At 38.6% G+C, this 15,981-nt stretch carries 22 protein-coding genes; 8 read left to right on the plus strand and 14 right to left on the minus strand.

Features of this window, described 5'->3' with window-relative positions:
* Positions 1–231 precede the first annotated feature (231 nt).
* From ACLHK8_RS04400 to ACLHK8_RS04410, 3 genes are all read right to left on the minus strand, one after another.
* Positions 232–1,206: an amidohydrolase family protein gene (locus ACLHK8_RS04400; RefSeq protein WP_434520421.1), complete on the minus strand. Its 975-nt coding sequence runs from the start codon at positions 1,204–1,206 to the stop codon at positions 232–234.
* An 11-nt stretch (positions 1,207–1,217) separates the two neighbouring features.
* Positions 1,218–1,670 carry a MarR family winged helix-turn-helix transcriptional regulator gene (locus ACLHK8_RS04405; RefSeq protein WP_063698241.1) on the minus strand — a complete coding sequence of 151 codons (453 nt, stop codon included), beginning with the start codon at positions 1,668–1,670 and terminating at the stop codon, positions 1,218–1,220.
* 173 nt (positions 1,671–1,843) lie between these two features.
* Positions 1,844–2,647, minus strand: coding sequence for a Cof-type HAD-IIB family hydrolase (locus ACLHK8_RS04410; protein WP_063698265.1), 804 nt, complete (start codon positions 2,645–2,647; stop codon positions 1,844–1,846).
* 184 nt (positions 2,648–2,831) lie between these two features.
* On the opposite strand from ACLHK8_RS04410, the gene ACLHK8_RS04415 reads away from it, so the two are divergent.
* The 3 genes from ACLHK8_RS04415 to ACLHK8_RS04425 all read left to right on the plus strand — a co-directional run bounded on the left by ACLHK8_RS04415 (position 2,832) and on the right by ACLHK8_RS04425 (position 4,677).
* Positions 2,832–3,710, plus strand: coding sequence for an aldose 1-epimerase family protein (locus ACLHK8_RS04415; protein WP_057773471.1), 879 nt, complete (start codon positions 2,832–2,834; stop codon positions 3,708–3,710).
* 104 nt (positions 3,711–3,814) lie between these two features.
* Positions 3,815–4,444 carry a histidine phosphatase family protein gene (locus ACLHK8_RS04420; RefSeq protein WP_057773469.1) on the plus strand — a complete coding sequence of 210 codons (630 nt, stop codon included), beginning with the start codon at positions 3,815–3,817 and terminating at the stop codon, positions 4,442–4,444.
* 77 nt (positions 4,445–4,521) lie between these two features.
* Positions 4,522–4,677: a hypothetical protein gene (locus tag ACLHK8_RS04425; RefSeq protein ID WP_156406511.1), complete on the plus strand. Its 156-nt coding sequence runs from the start codon at positions 4,522–4,524 to the stop codon at positions 4,675–4,677.
* Between the two features lie 78 nt (positions 4,678–4,755).
* Here the strand turns inward: ACLHK8_RS04425 and msrA are convergent, their stop codons facing one another.
* From msrA to ACLHK8_RS04475, 10 genes are all read right to left on the minus strand, one after another.
* Positions 4,756–5,271 (minus strand): peptide-methionine (S)-S-oxide reductase MsrA, encoded by a 516-nt coding sequence (msrA, locus tag ACLHK8_RS04430; RefSeq protein ID WP_057773466.1) that lies wholly within the window; start codon positions 5,269–5,271, stop codon positions 4,756–4,758.
* 24 nt (positions 5,272–5,295) lie between these two features.
* Positions 5,296–5,730 (minus strand): peptide-methionine (R)-S-oxide reductase MsrB, encoded by a 435-nt coding sequence (msrB, locus tag ACLHK8_RS04435; RefSeq protein WP_057773465.1) that lies wholly within the window; start codon positions 5,728–5,730, stop codon positions 5,296–5,298.
* A gap of 198 nt (positions 5,731–5,928) precedes the next feature.
* On the minus strand, positions 5,929–7,341 hold the full coding sequence (locus tag ACLHK8_RS04440; RefSeq protein ID WP_057773463.1) for a DHA2 family efflux MFS transporter permease subunit: 1,413 nt from the start codon (positions 7,339–7,341) through the stop codon (positions 5,929–5,931).
* Position 7,342: 1 nt separating this feature from the next.
* Positions 7,343–7,804, minus strand: coding sequence for a MarR family winged helix-turn-helix transcriptional regulator (locus ACLHK8_RS04445; RefSeq protein WP_057773460.1), 462 nt, complete (start codon positions 7,802–7,804; stop codon positions 7,343–7,345).
* A gap of 148 nt (positions 7,805–7,952) precedes the next feature.
* Entirely contained in the window at positions 7,953–8,075 is a 123-nt protein-coding gene (locus ACLHK8_RS04450) for a hypothetical protein (RefSeq protein WP_269084004.1), read from the minus strand.
* 14 nt (positions 8,076–8,089) lie between these two features.
* Positions 8,090–8,767, minus strand: a complete 678-nt coding sequence (locus ACLHK8_RS04455) for a DUF4867 family protein (RefSeq protein ID WP_057773459.1) — start codon at positions 8,765–8,767, stop codon at positions 8,090–8,092.
* A 64-nt stretch (positions 8,768–8,831) separates the two neighbouring features.
* On the minus strand, positions 8,832–9,827 hold the full coding sequence (lacD, locus tag ACLHK8_RS04460) for a tagatose-bisphosphate aldolase (protein WP_057773456.1): 996 nt from the start codon (positions 9,825–9,827) through the stop codon (positions 8,832–8,834).
* A gap of 175 nt (positions 9,828–10,002) precedes the next feature.
* Positions 10,003–10,521 carry a galactose-6-phosphate isomerase subunit LacB gene (gene lacB, locus ACLHK8_RS04465; protein WP_057773454.1) on the minus strand — a complete coding sequence of 173 codons (519 nt, stop codon included), beginning with the start codon at positions 10,519–10,521 and terminating at the stop codon, positions 10,003–10,005.
* A 297-nt stretch (positions 10,522–10,818) separates the two neighbouring features.
* The gene (gene lacA, locus ACLHK8_RS04470) at positions 10,819–11,247 is read right to left on the minus strand and encodes a galactose-6-phosphate isomerase subunit LacA (RefSeq protein ID WP_057773452.1); all 429 of its coding nucleotides are present in this window, start codon (positions 11,245–11,247) and stop codon (positions 10,819–10,821) included.
* Positions 11,244–12,032: a DeoR/GlpR family DNA-binding transcription regulator gene (locus ACLHK8_RS04475; RefSeq protein WP_057773450.1), complete on the minus strand. Its 789-nt coding sequence runs from the start codon at positions 12,030–12,032 to the stop codon at positions 11,244–11,246. The genes lacA and ACLHK8_RS04475 overlap by 4 nt, the downstream gene beginning before the upstream one ends.
* A gap of 241 nt (positions 12,033–12,273) precedes the next feature.
* Here ACLHK8_RS04475 and ACLHK8_RS04480 point away from each other — a divergent pair, with 241 nt between their 5' ends.
* The 4 genes from ACLHK8_RS04480 (at position 12,274) to ACLHK8_RS04495 (ending at position 14,890) form a co-directional block, all read left to right on the plus strand.
* Entirely contained in the window at positions 12,274–12,765 is a 492-nt protein-coding gene (locus ACLHK8_RS04480) for a PTS sugar transporter subunit IIA (RefSeq protein ID WP_057773448.1), read from the plus strand.
* 57 nt (positions 12,766–12,822) lie between these two features.
* The gene (locus ACLHK8_RS04485; protein ID WP_434520422.1) at positions 12,823–13,128 is read left to right on the plus strand and encodes a PTS fructose transporter subunit IIB; all 306 of its coding nucleotides are present in this window, start codon (positions 12,823–12,825) and stop codon (positions 13,126–13,128) included.
* A 109-nt stretch (positions 13,129–13,237) separates the two neighbouring features.
* A complete protein-coding gene (locus tag ACLHK8_RS04490) occupies positions 13,238–14,656 on the plus strand; it encodes a PTS transporter subunit IIC (protein WP_057773445.1) in 1,419 nt (472 codons plus the stop codon).
* A 51-nt stretch (positions 14,657–14,707) separates the two neighbouring features.
* The gene (locus tag ACLHK8_RS04495) at positions 14,708–14,890 is read left to right on the plus strand and encodes a hypothetical protein (RefSeq protein WP_057773443.1); all 183 of its coding nucleotides are present in this window, start codon (positions 14,708–14,710) and stop codon (positions 14,888–14,890) included.
* 109 nt (positions 14,891–14,999) lie between these two features.
* Here the strand turns inward: ACLHK8_RS04495 and ACLHK8_RS04500 are convergent, their stop codons facing one another.
* Complete coding sequence (locus ACLHK8_RS04500; protein WP_057773441.1) at positions 15,000–15,350, minus strand: hypothetical protein; 351 nt, start codon at positions 15,348–15,350, stop codon at positions 15,000–15,002.
* Positions 15,351–15,638: 288 nt separating this feature from the next.
* Here ACLHK8_RS04500 and ACLHK8_RS04505 point away from each other — a divergent pair, with 288 nt between their 5' ends.
* The gene (locus ACLHK8_RS04505; protein ID WP_057773439.1) at positions 15,639–15,950 is read left to right on the plus strand and encodes a substrate-binding domain-containing protein; all 312 of its coding nucleotides are present in this window, start codon (positions 15,639–15,641) and stop codon (positions 15,948–15,950) included.
* Positions 15,951–15,981: the final 31 nt, after the last annotated feature.

Below are 15,981 nucleotides of genomic sequence, written 5' to 3' on the forward strand. Positions count from 1 at the left end.
AGCGATAAATCGCCAAGTGACATCGACACACTCTCTCATCAACGCCTCCACTACACCTAATTAGAAGATTAACGGTCTTCTCGTGTTTTGAAAAGGCTTTTTTAATTTTCCTACTAAAACTTTACACTAACCATTATGGCAAGCAATTTCAAAAAATTCCGACCAATCAAAAATAAACATTACAGCAACTCTCTTAACTGAAAGTTAATTTGTAATGTCTATTTTTAGATTTTATAGTTTAAATAATTTTTCGGCCGTCCCATGGGCAAATTGCTCACGTTGGTCATCCGTCAAATCAGCTTTGGTAATAAATTCATTGACTTGTTCTTTTCGTTCAATGTATGGATAATCCTCTGAATACATTAAATGAACGGCGCCCATTTCCGTGAGTACCATTTGCATTTGCGGATTAGTGAACATCCCAGATGGTGTGACGTAGACATTTCGTTTGTAGTAGTACCCAAAAGAATGTGGTAAATCTAGCCCAGAGAATGGTAAAAATTCTGATAATCGTTCAAGGAACATTGGCACGAATTCACCCCAATGCCCCGAAACTAATTTAAGATTAGGATACTTTTCCATCAAACCAGAAACAAACAACCGAACCATTTGGATTCCTTGTTCCATATGCCAGCCCCAGGCAGCGCCGCCCATAAACGTAGCTAAGGCTGGTGAATAAGCTTTACTATCATACAAAATTTTCTTTTGCTCATCTCTAATAACGCCAGGATGTAAATACAATGGTACATCTAATTTTTCGGCCATCGCAAAAATCGGTTCAAATTTAGGAGCGTCTAAAAATTGGCCATCAATCGTACCACTAATGATGCCACCCTTTAAGCCAAGTGTTTTAACAGCTCTTTCAAGTTCTTTAGCGGCCTCTTCAGGTTTATTGACTGGTAATGTTGCTAACCCGGCCAAACGATCCGAACGGGTAGAAACCGCCTCTGTCAATGTGTCATTTTGCGCACGAGAAGCATCGACAATCAACTCATCAGGTAAAACTTGCGGCGAGTTACCAGCATCAGAAATCACTTGCATATCGATGCCATATTTATCCATATACTCAATCCGTTTGTCGAAATTAGTCAAAGTCTTTCCAAGAATTTCTTGGCGCGGATTGTTATTCTTCACTTTTGAGTATTCATTAAACTGCTTAATATTAGCTGGTGTATCGAAATGTTCTTCAACAGTAATAATTTTCATCATAGTTCTCCTTATTTTTTGTTTGGCTCTTCATGCAGCCGACTCATGGTCTGTAACGCATCAACAAAAGCTTTTTGATTAAAGCTGGAACCTTGTGCTTCAATCCCCTTCACCAATTCTGCTTCTTCTGTATCAAGAATCTGCAGAATTTGTGGATAAATCGTTGTTCCTTTTTCAGTCAAAGTAAGTTGGTATGCTCGTTTATCATCAGGATTTTGATGCCGTTTCACAAAGCCTTGAACAATTAATTGCTTAATCGCTCGCGTCACATTACTTTGATCAATAAACTCAGACTCCCCCAACGCCTTTTGCGTGAGGCCAGGGTTATCGTGAATTTTTAGAATGTAAAAATACTGACTGACACTCATGCCAATTGTGGCTAATCGCTGATCAAGATGTAGGCTAACCTGTCGACTAGCAATAATTAACCACTTATGAATTGAATTTTCACGTGCTCCTTGCAAATCCTCATCTCCTGTCTGTTATTATTTGGACAAACTGGTTTTCTTAAGATTCAAATACAGATTATATGGCAATACAGTTGCGCACGCAAGTAATTAGTTTTAAAAAAAAGAGCTTACTTAAACTTAATCCATAAAAATGAATCAAATTTAGTAAGCTCTCTTGATAAGCAGTGTTAATCATTTGTCGCAAAATAAGTCTCCAAAAAATCCGCCACACCATCATGATTATTATCCAAAGCTGTGACATGATTAGCGGTTTGTTTGGCCTCTGGGGTGCCGTTTGCCATTGAGACACCGATCCCAGCACTAGCCAACATTTCCAAATCGTTTTCAGCATCCCCGAAAGTCATTAAATTTTCTCTCGTCCATTCAAAATGCCTTAACAATAGATCAAGTGCCGACCCCTTATCAATACCGGGTTTTAAAAATTCCAAAATCATCGGTTGTGATCTGACAATGTGAAAATCTTCTTTTAATTGTTTAGGCAAAGTTTTCACAATTTGATCAATCGTTGCCGGCTCTGTGCAGATTACCGCTTTACTATAGTCAACTTCAGGCAGTTTGAAAAATGGCGTATAGGCTGCCCGTAAACTCGTCCCAAACCGTTTTTCATACCCTGAAATCGGTAAATCACTAATTGGGTACAGACCGCTAAAATCCAAAATATCTAACGGAAAGTTATTATTCACACAAAAGTCGTGCAAATTCTTAAAATGGGTTCGTTTCATGCCATCTGCCATCAAGGGCTTTTTATCGATGTTATGCACAATTAATGACCCATTAAAATTAACTGAATAGTCATCTTCGCTCATGAGCCCTAACTGGTTCAGCCAATCCCAAATTGCATTAATCGGTCGGCCAGTGCACAAAACAATTTTTTTACCTTGCTTGTGCAACTTTTTCAAAATTTTTGTATTCATATCACTTATTTCCATCTTGGAATTAAGTAATGTATTATCCAAATCTAGTGCAATCATTTTGATCAAAATATGGTACCTCCTAACTTTCTGTTGGCCATAAGTAAACCTTTTGCTTTAAGTTTTCTGAAATCGTCTGAAAAGTTTTTAAAGTTCTTCATTTTTAATCTAGAAAGCCTTTACATTATTTGCCAACTGTTCCATCATATACCTGTACCCAATAAATTGAAAAGAGGCAATATGAATGATTACAATTAAAAATAACAAACTTGAAGTTGAAATTGACCAACTTGGTGCCCAAATTACACACGTGGTAGATTTAAAAGGAAACTTTGACTACATCTGGAATGGGAAAGCTTGGAAACGTCATGCACCAATCCTTTTCCCTTCAATTGGGAGATCAAATGATGATCATTATGTTGTCGATGGTCAAACCTACCCAATGCCTCAACACGGTTTTGCGCGCGATTTACAATGGGAAAATGTTCGTAAAGCCGATGATCAAGTTTTACTACAATTAAAGGCTAGTCCAAAAACTAAAGAGTACTATCCATTTGAGTTCACTTTACAAGTTGACTATAAATTAGTTGGCAACCAACTTTTAACAAAATACAGCGTCACAAATAATGACAAACAGACAATGCCATATGCTTTGGGCTCTCATCCCGGTCTCAATATTCCAATCGATGACGATGGTGTTTTTGAAGATTATTCCCTAACTTTTGGACCTCATCCAAAGGAAATCCAACAGTTAGGCATCAACCCGGCACCTTTCCGAGATGGCACCAAAGCACCGTTTGAAGCTGTCGATGGGAATGTCTTAAAACTAGACCATAAAACTTTTGATGATGGTTTAATTATTCTTGATGCGAAAAAGATTGAATCAGTCACAGTTAGCTCCAATCAGACTGCTCACCAGATCAAATTAAACATCAAACATTTCCCTTATGTCACTCTTTGGACTATGGAAAATGCGACTGAACCTTACCTTTGCATCGAACCATTTGCTGGTTTACCCGATCAGGCTAGCAACGAACCAACCGATTGGGCAAACAAGAAGGGTAACAACTTCGCCGAACCTGGCGAAACACAATCCTTTGAATATGGGATTGAATTCTCATAAGCTTATCGAACAATCATGTTAAACTGAGAGTAGTGCGATTTTCATGTGCTGCTCTTTTTATAATTAAACTAAAATTAGGAAGTGTTCTTATCAAAAAATTTACTGTGTATCTCATTCGTCATGGTGAGACTTATCTTAATAAATATGATCGGATGCAAGGTTGGGCCGATGCACCGCTCACACCACAAGGCATTGAAGACGCCCATATGGCTGCAAAAAAAGTACAAGACGTTCACTTTGATCAAGCATTTTCTAGTGATCTAACCCGAGCCGTTCATACGGCTCACATCATTTTGGATGACACAAAAAATGACGCTCTAAAAGTCACACAACTTCCAAACATTCGTGAGGCTTTCTTTGGTTACTTTGAAGGTGCCAACGGTCCAGAAACGTGGGACACAATTTGCCGTCCCCTCGGCTACAATGGCATTGATGACTTTTTAAAGGACCACACTTTTTATGAGACTCGCGATGCCATGCATGCCGCTGATCCTTTTCATGATGCCGAAGACGCCCAAACTTTTAAAAAACGAATTTTAGCCGGGATTGATCAACTAGCCGAAAAAGCAAACGATGGGGAAACGCTATTGGTAGTTTCACACATGGATGCCATCCGAAGTCTTATTCAGCTTTTAAATCCGCAGATCGATGTCCACTTACCAATCAAAAATGGCAGTCTAAACATTCTCAACTTTACTGATAATCAAGCAGAAGTTGTGGCCTACGATAAGTAGAAAGCAGTTTAAGCAAGATATTTTTATTTAGTTTCGCCTCGTGAGACAATGAAGTTAAATAGAAAGCAGGTGGCAAAATGACAGATAAGAACCAAACTGACATGCCCGCATGTTTAACTGAGCCGACTGGCAAAGACAAAACCGAACAGGATAAATTAAGTCGGATCCATGACGAATTGGTTAACCGGCAACTCGCTGAAATGGGTTTACCGATCCGCAAACTAGAAAAATAGATTTTAAAAAACGACATTGGCCTTAAATAGGCAATGTCGTTTTTATTGATCACGTCACCGCAATCTTATCAGAATTCATTATTTCCAGTTATCGTTTATAAATTTCTCCCTGCCGCCCATTTCTTCTATCGCGTATCGTGCAGGATTCTTTTTATAAAACTCTTGATGTTCTTCCTCTGCTACGTAGAATGGTTTTGCGTCTTCAATAGTTGTTACAATTGGATCGCTGAATCGTTCACTTTCTTGTAATGCCTGTTTAGATGCTTCAGCAATTTGGCGTTGTTCGTCATTTTGCACAAAAATAACGGGACGGTAGCTATCACCACGGTCCTGAAACTGGCCCATCGCGTCAGTTGGGTCCGTTTGTTGCCAGTACAGTTCAACCAATGCTTTATAGGAAATCTTTTCTGGGTCGAATTTTATTTCTACGGCTTCGGTATGGCCAGTTGTATGCGTACTAACTTGTTCATACGTTGGATTGGCAACATGGCCACCCGTATAACCTGACAGGACTTTTTTAATTCCTGGTTGATCTTCGAATGGCTGGACCATACACCAAAAACAACCACCTGCAAAAATTGCTGTTTCTTCCATTATTATTGTCACTCCTCACAAAAATTAGTTAAAAAGATGTTCATATTGTTCATAACCGTTTGCCGTCAATTTGTCGGCGGGAATGAAGCGTAGCGCCGCTGAATTAATACAAAAACGGTGGCCACCTGCTTCAGTTGGGCCGTCATCAAAGACATGTCCTAAATGCGAGTTGGCAGTTTTACTTCGTACTTCATCACGAACCATCCCAAACGACGTATCTGTGTCTGATTTAAGCGCCGCCTGATCAATGGGATGGGTAAATGACGGCCACCCGCAACCAGCATCATATTTATCCTTGGAGCTAAATAATGGTTCACCACTCACTACATCAACGTAAATGCCATCTTCATAAAAGTCATCATATTTGCCACTAAATGGACGTTCCGTGACAGCATGTTGCGTAACCTCAAACTCTTCTGGTGTAAGTCGTTGTTGTAATTCTTTATCTGATTCTGCCATTTAAAATCACCCCTTGTTAGATTTTGGTGCAAAGGTTATTCTACGAGCTTCTCATTAAATTGCAAGGTTTTTGTCTTATGCTTATTCGCGGGCGAGCTTAACAGCAATAACTGTTGCTATCACACAACAAATTTTGATTGCTCAGCCTCAATGCTATCAACTTGCATTTACTCATTTCTAGCATGTTGTTGATATTTTTTAATGACCAGTCTCAGCGGACGACTTACTTTTAACTGCATACATTAGCACAATTATGACAAAGCCCATCAAAATTGTTAAAACTAACAAAGCGTTGCGTGAACCTAAAGCTGTTAATTCGCCTTGTGAGCTGCCTTTACTTAATTGACTCGCTCCAATAATTGTGGAGACAAGTGAGGTTCCCACTGCTCCAGCAAATTGTTGAATCGTATTTAAAATGGCATTTCCATCTGTTTGTTGTGTGTTTTTAAGGTTGGCTAAGCCATTCGTCATGACGTTTCCAAAAATCAAACCAATCCCAAACATATAGAACACGTAGATGCTTAAGATAAGGCTGTCTTTAATGTTTAGGGCAAAAATCGTAAATAACGCCAAACCGATAAAGACGACCGCGCTTCCGGTAAGCAACAGTTTTTTGGCCCCAAAATGATCAAAAATTCGGCCACTAATTGGCGACATCACTGCACCTAAAGCAGCGCCTGGTAAAACAATTAACCCGGCGGTAGTGGATGATGCACCATTTACCAACTGCATGTAGTTTGGCAAAATGAAGGACATCCCTAATGAAATTAGTTGCAAACTAAAAAATACAAATACATGTGCCGAAAAAGTTTTGTTCCCTAACACACGCAGATCAATAACTGGCTGGGAAATATGTAAACTACGATAAACAAGCCCAATTACGCCAAGCAATCCAACGATAAGAGCCCCCACGACAGGCAAACTAGCAAAACGCATCGCACCCATATTGCTGAATCCAAGAATTAAACCAATAAACGTCACAGCAATTAACAAAATACTTAGTGGATCAAATTTGATCTTTCTCGTCGGCCGTTTTTGTTCAATCGTCTTCATTCCTGTAAACAACGAAATTAACAATAAAGGCATTAAAATGATGAACACAAACCGCCAGCCTAGACTAGCAACGACCACACCGCCAAACGTGGGGCCAATTGCGGGGGCCACAGCGGTAATCAGGGTTCCGATCCCCATCATCATGCCCAGCTTACTAGCCGGAACCTGGTCAATAATAATATTAAACATCAAAGGCAAGGCAATCCCAGTTCCACACCCTTGAATGATTCGCCCCAGCAACAACACTGGGAAAACAGGAGCAACAGCATCCATAATTAGGCCTAGCAAGAATAATAAATTAGCTACCATAAATAAGGATTTGGTTTTAAAACGTGTTTTTAACGCTGACGAGAGTGGCACAATAATCGCCACGGTTAACAAATATCCCGTGGTTAACCATTGTACAGTGCTGGTTGTGATGTTAAATTCCTTCATCAAGGTTGGAAATGTAATGTTCATGGCGGTTTCGACAATCACACCACTAAAAGACATTAATCCTGTCGCAATAACCGCCGCAATGACTTGGGGGCGAATTTGTTGTCTATTTTTACTCTTCATATTATTTTTTCTCGTGATCCTTCCCATAGTTCTTTCCAGCTTCATCAATAGTTAAAAACTTCAAAATTTCGGTAAAATTTTGAAGCTCTGCAGCAGTAAAACTAGCTTCCAAACTAGCCCGTCTAACTTCCATGTAACGTTGATTAAGCTTCACAAACGGCTGCGCTTTGAATGTCAATTGAATTTGTTTTTGCCGGGCATCACTTTTCGCAATTGAACGAACAACCAACCCTTTTTTCTCCATCCGTTGTAACAGGGTGGTGGCACTTGATCGCCGAATGGCAAATTCATTTTCAATGTCACGTTGCAAACAAATCTGTTCCGGATATTTACCCAAAAAATCGATAATTGATAATTGTACACCGGTTAAACCGTAGCCGGCTGCAAAACTGTCAATATGGCGACTCATCATATTACTTGCGTGTTTGACCAGCCGTCCATACATAGATAAATCTTGTTTCATACACTCCGCCTCTTTTTTCGTTAGCATACTAACGTTTTTATTACAGCTCAATTATTCGGATTTTTGCAAAAAAATAAGCTGTAAAACCTTGTGTGCAGTTGGTCACACATATTAGGTTTACAGCTCATTTTTAATTTTATTAACTAAATTATGCTTTCGTAATTGGAAATTCAGCAATCTGTTCTTTAATCATTTGTTGATGTAACGCTTCTGCTGTATCAATGTCATTTTTTTCTTCTGTGGATAAAGTTTTCTTTTCTGTGTCAGCCATTTCTATCTACCTTTCTATTTTTGAATTGGCTTAATGTCGATTAAATTGCCTTTGACACCAGGTAAGATTCCCTGTGCAATCTTGTCAGTTCTAGAAGCATGCGCCATCTGGAACTTATTTTTCTTCACGATCATTTTATTGGTACCTTTGAAGCCCTCTGGTAACGGTTGATTTGTACCTTCCAAGACCATGACAATTGCCTTAAAGCCGCTGTCATCGACCTTGCATGGACTGTAATGTAATGTATCACTGTACATTTCAAACACAGTTCCGCGTGGGACGAAGAAAAGTTTCGCATGCTCTTCAGCATTATATTCATAATTATGAATATCTTGACGTTTCCCTAAAACCATCACCACATCGGTGAAAGTGATGTTAACTTCACTTCCCTGATGAAATTCAATCGCTGAAAATGAAGTGCTCTGACCCACACAAGGGCCTGCTGAAATAGGCATTCCTGCATAAACATCAGCGGCAATTTGTTGAATCGTTGCGTCATTTTCAAGTGTTTCATCATCTGGGACATAATCGTTATGATCACTAGGAATTTCAATTTGCGAATCCATGTAGCTTGTCATTTTGCTTAAATCATACTGTTTATAAACCAATCCAAAATCCGCAAATTCATCAATATTAACGTCATAAATGGTTTTGTCTGGATTAGCCTTTTTTATTTCATCAAAGTTACTCATATTTATCTCCATTTTCAGAAAAAGGATTGCACCAAGTTGGCACAATCCTTAAGGTTAAAAGCAATTATTTTTGAACCTTGTCGTACCATGAAGTTGCAGTAGCAGCCAAAACTTTATTTAAGTCTTCAATGTTTTGACGGCCCTGTGTTTGTAACCATTTACGACCAGCTTCTTCACTTTCGCCAGCAAATGGTTCAACTGAATGACGCCATGTCGCACGGCCACAAAGGACACCATTAAATGTTGAGCCTGCTTCTTTAGCAAACTTCAATTCTTCTTGGAATAACTCAGCAGTAACACCGGCACTCAAGAAGATAAATGGTAGGTCTGTTGCATCGCTTTGTTCTTTATAGTATTTAGCAGCATCTGCTTTACTATAAACAACATCAGAAGCATCTTTAGCAAAACCTTCAACATAGCTTTGGTTAACAGGAACTTCAAGCTTCAATACATCAACGCCGTATTGAGGTTTTGAAAATTCTTTAGTCATTTCAATAACTTTGTGTGGCTTTACCTTAGCATATTCTTTACCGGTAGCATCGTCGTTATTAGCATCATATGAAACTAATTCCAAGAACAATGGCATATCTTCGCCCTTGCATTCACTACCTAAACGTTCGATAAAGACTTGTTTGCGATGGTTAATGTCGCCGCCTTCATCAGCATCATAGTAGAGTAAGAATTTAATGGCATCAGCGCCTTGTTCCTTCAAACGACGAACTGACCAGTCATCCAAGATATCTGGGAAACGGCCAGGCTCAGTAGCGTCATAACCTGTTCGTTCGTATGCAAGCAATAAACCAGCACCGTCAGCACGAGCCTTTGAAGCTGGAAGTCCGTATTGAGGATCCAACAAAATACCTGTAGCATATTGAGTTAATTCGCTTGATACAGCAACTTTGAAGTCTTCAATTTCTTTTTGTGAAGCTTCTTTACCACTTGCAGCACCAATCATTTTTTTCAATGATCCACGTTGGTCAATAGCTAAAGCATCAATGACGCCATCTTTATTTGATAAAGCTTTGATTCCTTTTTCCTTACCTGGTGTTAATTTCAACATAAAATGATTACCCCTTTTGTTTTTTTCATGATTTGTCATGATTTATTTCAACAACGCTTTCATTATAAAACGGTTGCACCAATTTTACAATGAGGTCACATTTCTAAATATCACAAGTTGTTTTGCCAACTTAATCAGCCAAAATGTGTTTCAAAAAACAGCTTTTGAACACACTCTAGTCGTGATAAACGCCTTCAGCCCATTTTTCATTTTCTTCATCGAAGAAGTGTGGGTTATCTTTTTGATCTGGATTTGGAGTTGCAATATTGTCAATTTTATCGATTAACTTCTTGTTTTCTGCTGTTTCTTTATATTCTGAATCCAAGAATACAGAGATAATGTCTTCGCAAAGATGTTCCCCAACTGTTGCACCACCAAAACCGATGATGTTGGCATTTAATTCTTCTTTAGCATAGCGAGCAGCAACCAAGTTTGAAACTAAAGCTGCACGAATACCTTCATTTTTGTTTGCAGCAGTACTGATACCAATCCCAGTACCACAAAGAACAACACCGAGGTCTGCGCGACCATCAGCAACATCTTCAGCAACACGTTTGCCATAGATTGGATAGTGGGTTCTTGTTGTATCGTAAGTACCCTCATCAATAACAGTGTGTCCTTGATCCTTTAAGAAATTTGAAAGTTGAATTTTTGTTTCTGTAACAATATGGTCATTACCAATAGAAATAATCATGTGATTTCCTCCTCAAAATTTTTGTCTATTTTGCATTCGCAAAATCTTACTTTCGGGACGGATGTCCATCCTCGCTACGTCGCTTTCGCTCCTAGTTGGACTGGCTCCTCCTCAAAATTTTTGTCTATTTTGCATTTGCAAAATCTTATTCTAAGGACGAATACTCATCCTTAGAATTCATCTTACAAATAAAACGTTTTCAATCTTTTGTATAGTTTTGTTGTTTACTTGAATAATTCTCTTGCTCTCTTACCTAGAGCGGTTATGCTCAATGAATAACCGCTTCTCTCCGCAAACTTAGATCATCTTATTCAACATATCCAAACGAACTTGATGACGGCCACCAGCATACTCTGTATCCAAGTAATATTGAACAATATTATATGCTAACTTTTCGCCAACCACGCCACTACCAATTGAGATGGCCTTTGCACCATTATGCATTGCTGTCATATGTGCGGTATTTTCTTCAACGACGTTAGCTGTAACCATTCCTTTAACCTTGTTACTTGCCATTGCGGAACCAACCCCATATTCATCAAACATAACTGCTTTATCAGCGTTACCATTCAAAACTTCTTTAGTAACGGCAAGTGATGAATCAACAAAATCTTCTGCAGGTTTTTCACTCACATCAATAACCTCATAGCTATGATCCAACAAGTACTTTTTAACTAATTCCTTTAAATTGAATCCTTTTTCGTCTGAACCAATTACGACTTTCATGCAAATCTCTCCTTTTGTTTTTTGTTTGTACTGTTATAAACTTTTGTCAATTTCTGATACTTTTGTAAGGTTGCCGAATCAATATCCTGATCCGTAATCAAGCCATCACATTTGTCCAAATGATAGAAGGCATAGAAATCATTACGGTTCAGTTTAGAGTGATCAGCAACGACAAATTTCTTTTGGGCTTGATCCAACGCAATGCTTTGCGTCTGCCCTTCATCAGAATTGGCGTTCATAATGCTGTTTCCATTGATGCCATTGACACCAACGAATGCCTTATGCATTTTTAAATTTTTTAGGAGGCCGTTTGCTAAACTTCCTATAAAAGCACCACTTCGTTCACGGTAAGTTCCACCAACCAAAAACAGTTCGTACTCACTATGTTCATTTCGAAATTGTTCAAAGACCGGCAAACTGTTTGTGACAATTCTTAGGTTTGCAAGGTTAAGGTATTTCGAAACGAGTTCGTTTGTAGTCCCTGGTCCAAGAAAAATTGTTTCATCCTCTGCAATCATGCTTGCCACCTGTTGCGCAATCCCGCTTTTTTCAGCAACATGTAGTTTTCGCTTCTGTATATAGGAAGCTTCACGCTGATCCGAGGTATGAATACTTTGTGCACCCCCATGAACTCGCACGATGCGATGCTCTTGTTCGAGCTCTTCTAAATCACGACGAATTGTCATGGATGATACATTAAGTTCATTCACTAACTCTTGAACTGTTACAACACCTGATTGATTGACCGTGCTTAAAATGGTCGCTACTCTTTCATTTTTTAGCACTGGCCTCCCTCCTTTGGAATAATTTAAGAACAAACCGTGTTACAGAATGTTCGTTTTTGTTTATTTATGTTTCGGTTTCTAGAATAGACGAGCCCTAACAAAAAGTCAATACCCTAGCGCATTTTTTTAATTTTAAATTTTTGGTTGACATTTGAAAGCGCTTGTTTATAATTAAGTTTGTAAACGATATCAAACAAAAGTGAACATTATTTCACATTTGTGATTGAGGTGGTGAAAATATATGTCAGATAAAATAGCAGAGACTTCTCTTTTTGATAGAGACACCGTGTACGTGAGTGATGCAACTTCACGTGCAGATGTGTTTAAGACAGTTGCTGATGACCTCTATAAAAAAGGTCACGTCACAGCCGACTTCTTAAAGAACCTAAACGAACGAGAAGATAAGTATCCAACCGGAATTGATTTGTCAGTGGTTTCTCCAGAATACCCTAACGTGGCAATTCCCCATACGGAAGCTGAATTTGTTAAAGAACGTAAGGTTATTCCTATTAAATTGAAGAACCCTATCGCCTTTAATAATATGATCGATCCAAGTCAAAAATTAGAAGTTAACTTCCTATTTATGATTTTGAATGACGATCCAGAGGGTCAGTCGAATGTCCTAGCGCAAATCATGGACTTCATTAGCAAGACTCCCCAAAATCAGCTTTTGACATTCTTCAAGAGCAACACTGAAGAAGCTATTTATTCATTTTTGCAGTCTAAGTTCTAGATATTCGTTTCATTAACTTTGGTAATAAATTTTAAAAATTCTAAGGAGGAATTTACTATGATTAAAATGTTAACTGCTTGTGGAGCTGGTGTTAATTCCAGTCATCAAATTAAGGATGCTGTTGAAGCGGAAATGAAGAAACGTGGCTATCAAGTTAACGTTGAAGCTATCCAAATCAAAGATCTCAACCCAGAAACAATGAAGGGTGTGCAAGTCTTCTTACCTATTAACAAACCAGATTTGAGCTTTGATATTACAGTTCCTGAAATTGATGCTGGTGCCATTCTTTACAGAATGCCTGCAATGGCTACTCCAGTTTACGATAAGATTGAAGACGCTATTAAAAAGAATCACTTAAGCTAAGTGATTTTGAAGAGAGCATCCCTCTCTTCGCTTACATATTTCTTTTATGGAGTCTTCGCCACTAAATTTGGTTACAAAATTTCCAAAAAATACGAAGGAGTTGAACAAGATGCAGACCATTATTCATTTTGCCAACGTGGTATTCAAGCCCATTATCGCTTTGGGTGCTGCGCCTATTATGTTAATTGTTTTAACCTTGATTGCTTGGGCCTTAGGAGTTAAATTCTTTAGAGCCCTTGAAGGTGGTATTCGTTTAGCGATCGCTTTAACTGGTATTAGTGCCATTATTAATTTACTTACTACTACCTACCAACCAGCTTTAACAGCGTTCGTTAAGTCAACTGGAATCCAACTTTCTATCACTGATGTTGGTTGGGCTCCACTAGCAACGATCACATGGGGTTCTCCATATACCTTATTCTTCTTGCTACTTATGGTTCTTTTAAACGTTGCAATGTTAGCGCTTAAATGGACAGATACGTTAGATGTTGATATTTTCGATATTTGGCATATTTCATTTACAGCTTTAATGGCAATTTACTTTGGAGCAAACTTCTGGGTTGCTACACTACTTATTCTCTTAATTGGTGCCTTGAAGATTGTTAACTCTGATTTAATGAAACCTACGTTTGATGATTTACTGGATAATCATGAAAACCCAATGACTACAACTCATTTGAACTACATGATGAACCCTGTAATTATGTTATTAAACAAGATTTATGATTTACTTTTCCGTTGGTTAGACCGTTTTGATTTTGATTCTGCAAAATTGAACGAAAAGATTGGTTTCTGGGGAAGCAACTTCGCCATTGGATGTTACCTAGGTATCTTCATTGGTTTAGTTGGTCGTCAAAATGTTGAAACAATCTTTACATTATCATTTACTGGTGGTGTCTGCTTGCAGTTATTCTCACTTATCGGTTCATGGTTCATCAAAGCTGTTGAACCTTTATCACAAGGTGTTACTGACTTAGCTAACAAACACTTAAAGGGACGTAAATTAAATATCGGCCTTGACTGGCCATTTATCGCCGGCCGTTCTGAAATGTGGGCTGCCGCAAACGTCCTTGCACCTATTCTTTTACTCGAATCATTAGTTCTCCCTGGTAACCATATTCTTCCTTTAGGCGGAATCATTGCTATGGGTGTTACACCAGCACTTTTGGTTGTAACTCGTGGACGTATCATTCGTATGATCGTTATTGGTGCCGTTGAACTTCCTATCTTCCTTTGGGCTGGTACATTAAGTGCTCCATTCGTTACATCAGTTGCTAAATCAGTTGGTGCATTCCCTGCTGGACTTAAAGCTGGAACCCAAATTGCTGAATCTACTAAAGAAGGTCCTATCGAACAATTCTTAGCTTACGCAGTAGGTAAAGCATCTACCGGTGAAATCAAGTTTGTTATCTACGCAGTCTTAGGACTTGCAGCATATTGCTTACTCTTCTGGTGGTACTCTGTTCAAATGAAGAAACGTAACGCTGTTTACGCTAAAGAACAAGCTGCTGCTGCAGAAAGCAACTAAATTGATAGAATAGAAACTTAAAACTTTGACTTGGCAAAGGAGGTCAATAAAATGAACGAAAGACAAGAATTAACTGATAAACAAAAGAAACAAAAGATTACAAAGACAATGTTATGGGCTTTAGTTGTCATTGTCGCGGCAGTGATTGCCTCAGCAACACACCATAACATCTGGGTAACCTTTGGTCAGCTCATTGTTACCTTCTTTGCTCTACGAGAAGTCTTGAAGATCTAAACAATCGATGTGTTATAAATATTAAAAAGCCAATCCTTCCTCCCAAGGATTGGCTTTTTGTATGTAATCAAAAACTAAGCCTTACGCAATTCACTAAAATGCGTAAAACTTAGTTTTCGTTAAACCAGTCAATTAACTGGTCTAAGTTATTCATTTCTCTGTACTGGAGTTTATCGGCTAATCGTAAGAGTTTCCTATCAAAAACCAGCTTGGTAAATTCTTTAGCGTCTGTAACTTCTTCAACCTTTTTAAGTTGTTCATTATCTTTTTGAACAGCTTCAAAGCTTTTACCTGTAGCATCTAGAACATGCACATAATAGAGCACGTTTAACGCATTACTAGGCAATGCTTGGATCAAGGCATCCCTTTGACTGAGAATCTTACTATCGTCTTTAGAAGCCATGTGATAAGCATACCTGTTCTCCTTAACCTGTGTGGTTATAACCAAATGTCTATACAAAGTTAAGCATCTCCCCCAAGTTACATAATCATCACCTATATTATGGCAGGAAGCGGTTTCTCTTGTCAATCAATACCATGCTTCGGTGCTCAATAAACCAAACAAAAACGCATTGATCATTTGATTCCGGTTAAGTCCCAGTTTCAAACGATCAACGCGCAAATTAGTTACGTTTATGCTTGGTATCGTGATTCACCATCCAAGTATGTTTCTTTAAGATCCATGTCATGGTTCCAAATTAAGAAATCAGCTTCGCGTCCAGGAAGAATACTTCCACATTAGCCACCAATGATTATCCAGCAATCGGGTTCAAAGCTTCCTAAGGCCTTTCTAATCGGCTCTGATTCTATTGCAATTGGGGCGATGAGAGCTTTAGCAGAACACAAAATAGAAATCCCCAAACAAGTATCGATTATTGGCTTTAACGATATTACTTCAGCGCAATACGTTACCCCTAGTTTGAGCACGGTCCACGTCTCACGTAACGCAATGGCCCGGGCGGCCTTTGATCTTTTAAATGAACAGTTTCAAAAACGTAATATGGTCCCCAGAAAGCTTACAATTGGGACTTCACTAATTATTCGCGATAGCAGTATTTAAAAATGAACCAAAAAAACAGTAAGATCTTTTT

Source organism: Pediococcus sp. M21F004 (genome assembly GCF_051122535.1).
GTDB classification, from domain to species: Bacteria; Bacillota; Bacilli; order Lactobacillales; family Lactobacillaceae; genus Pediococcus; species Pediococcus inopinatus.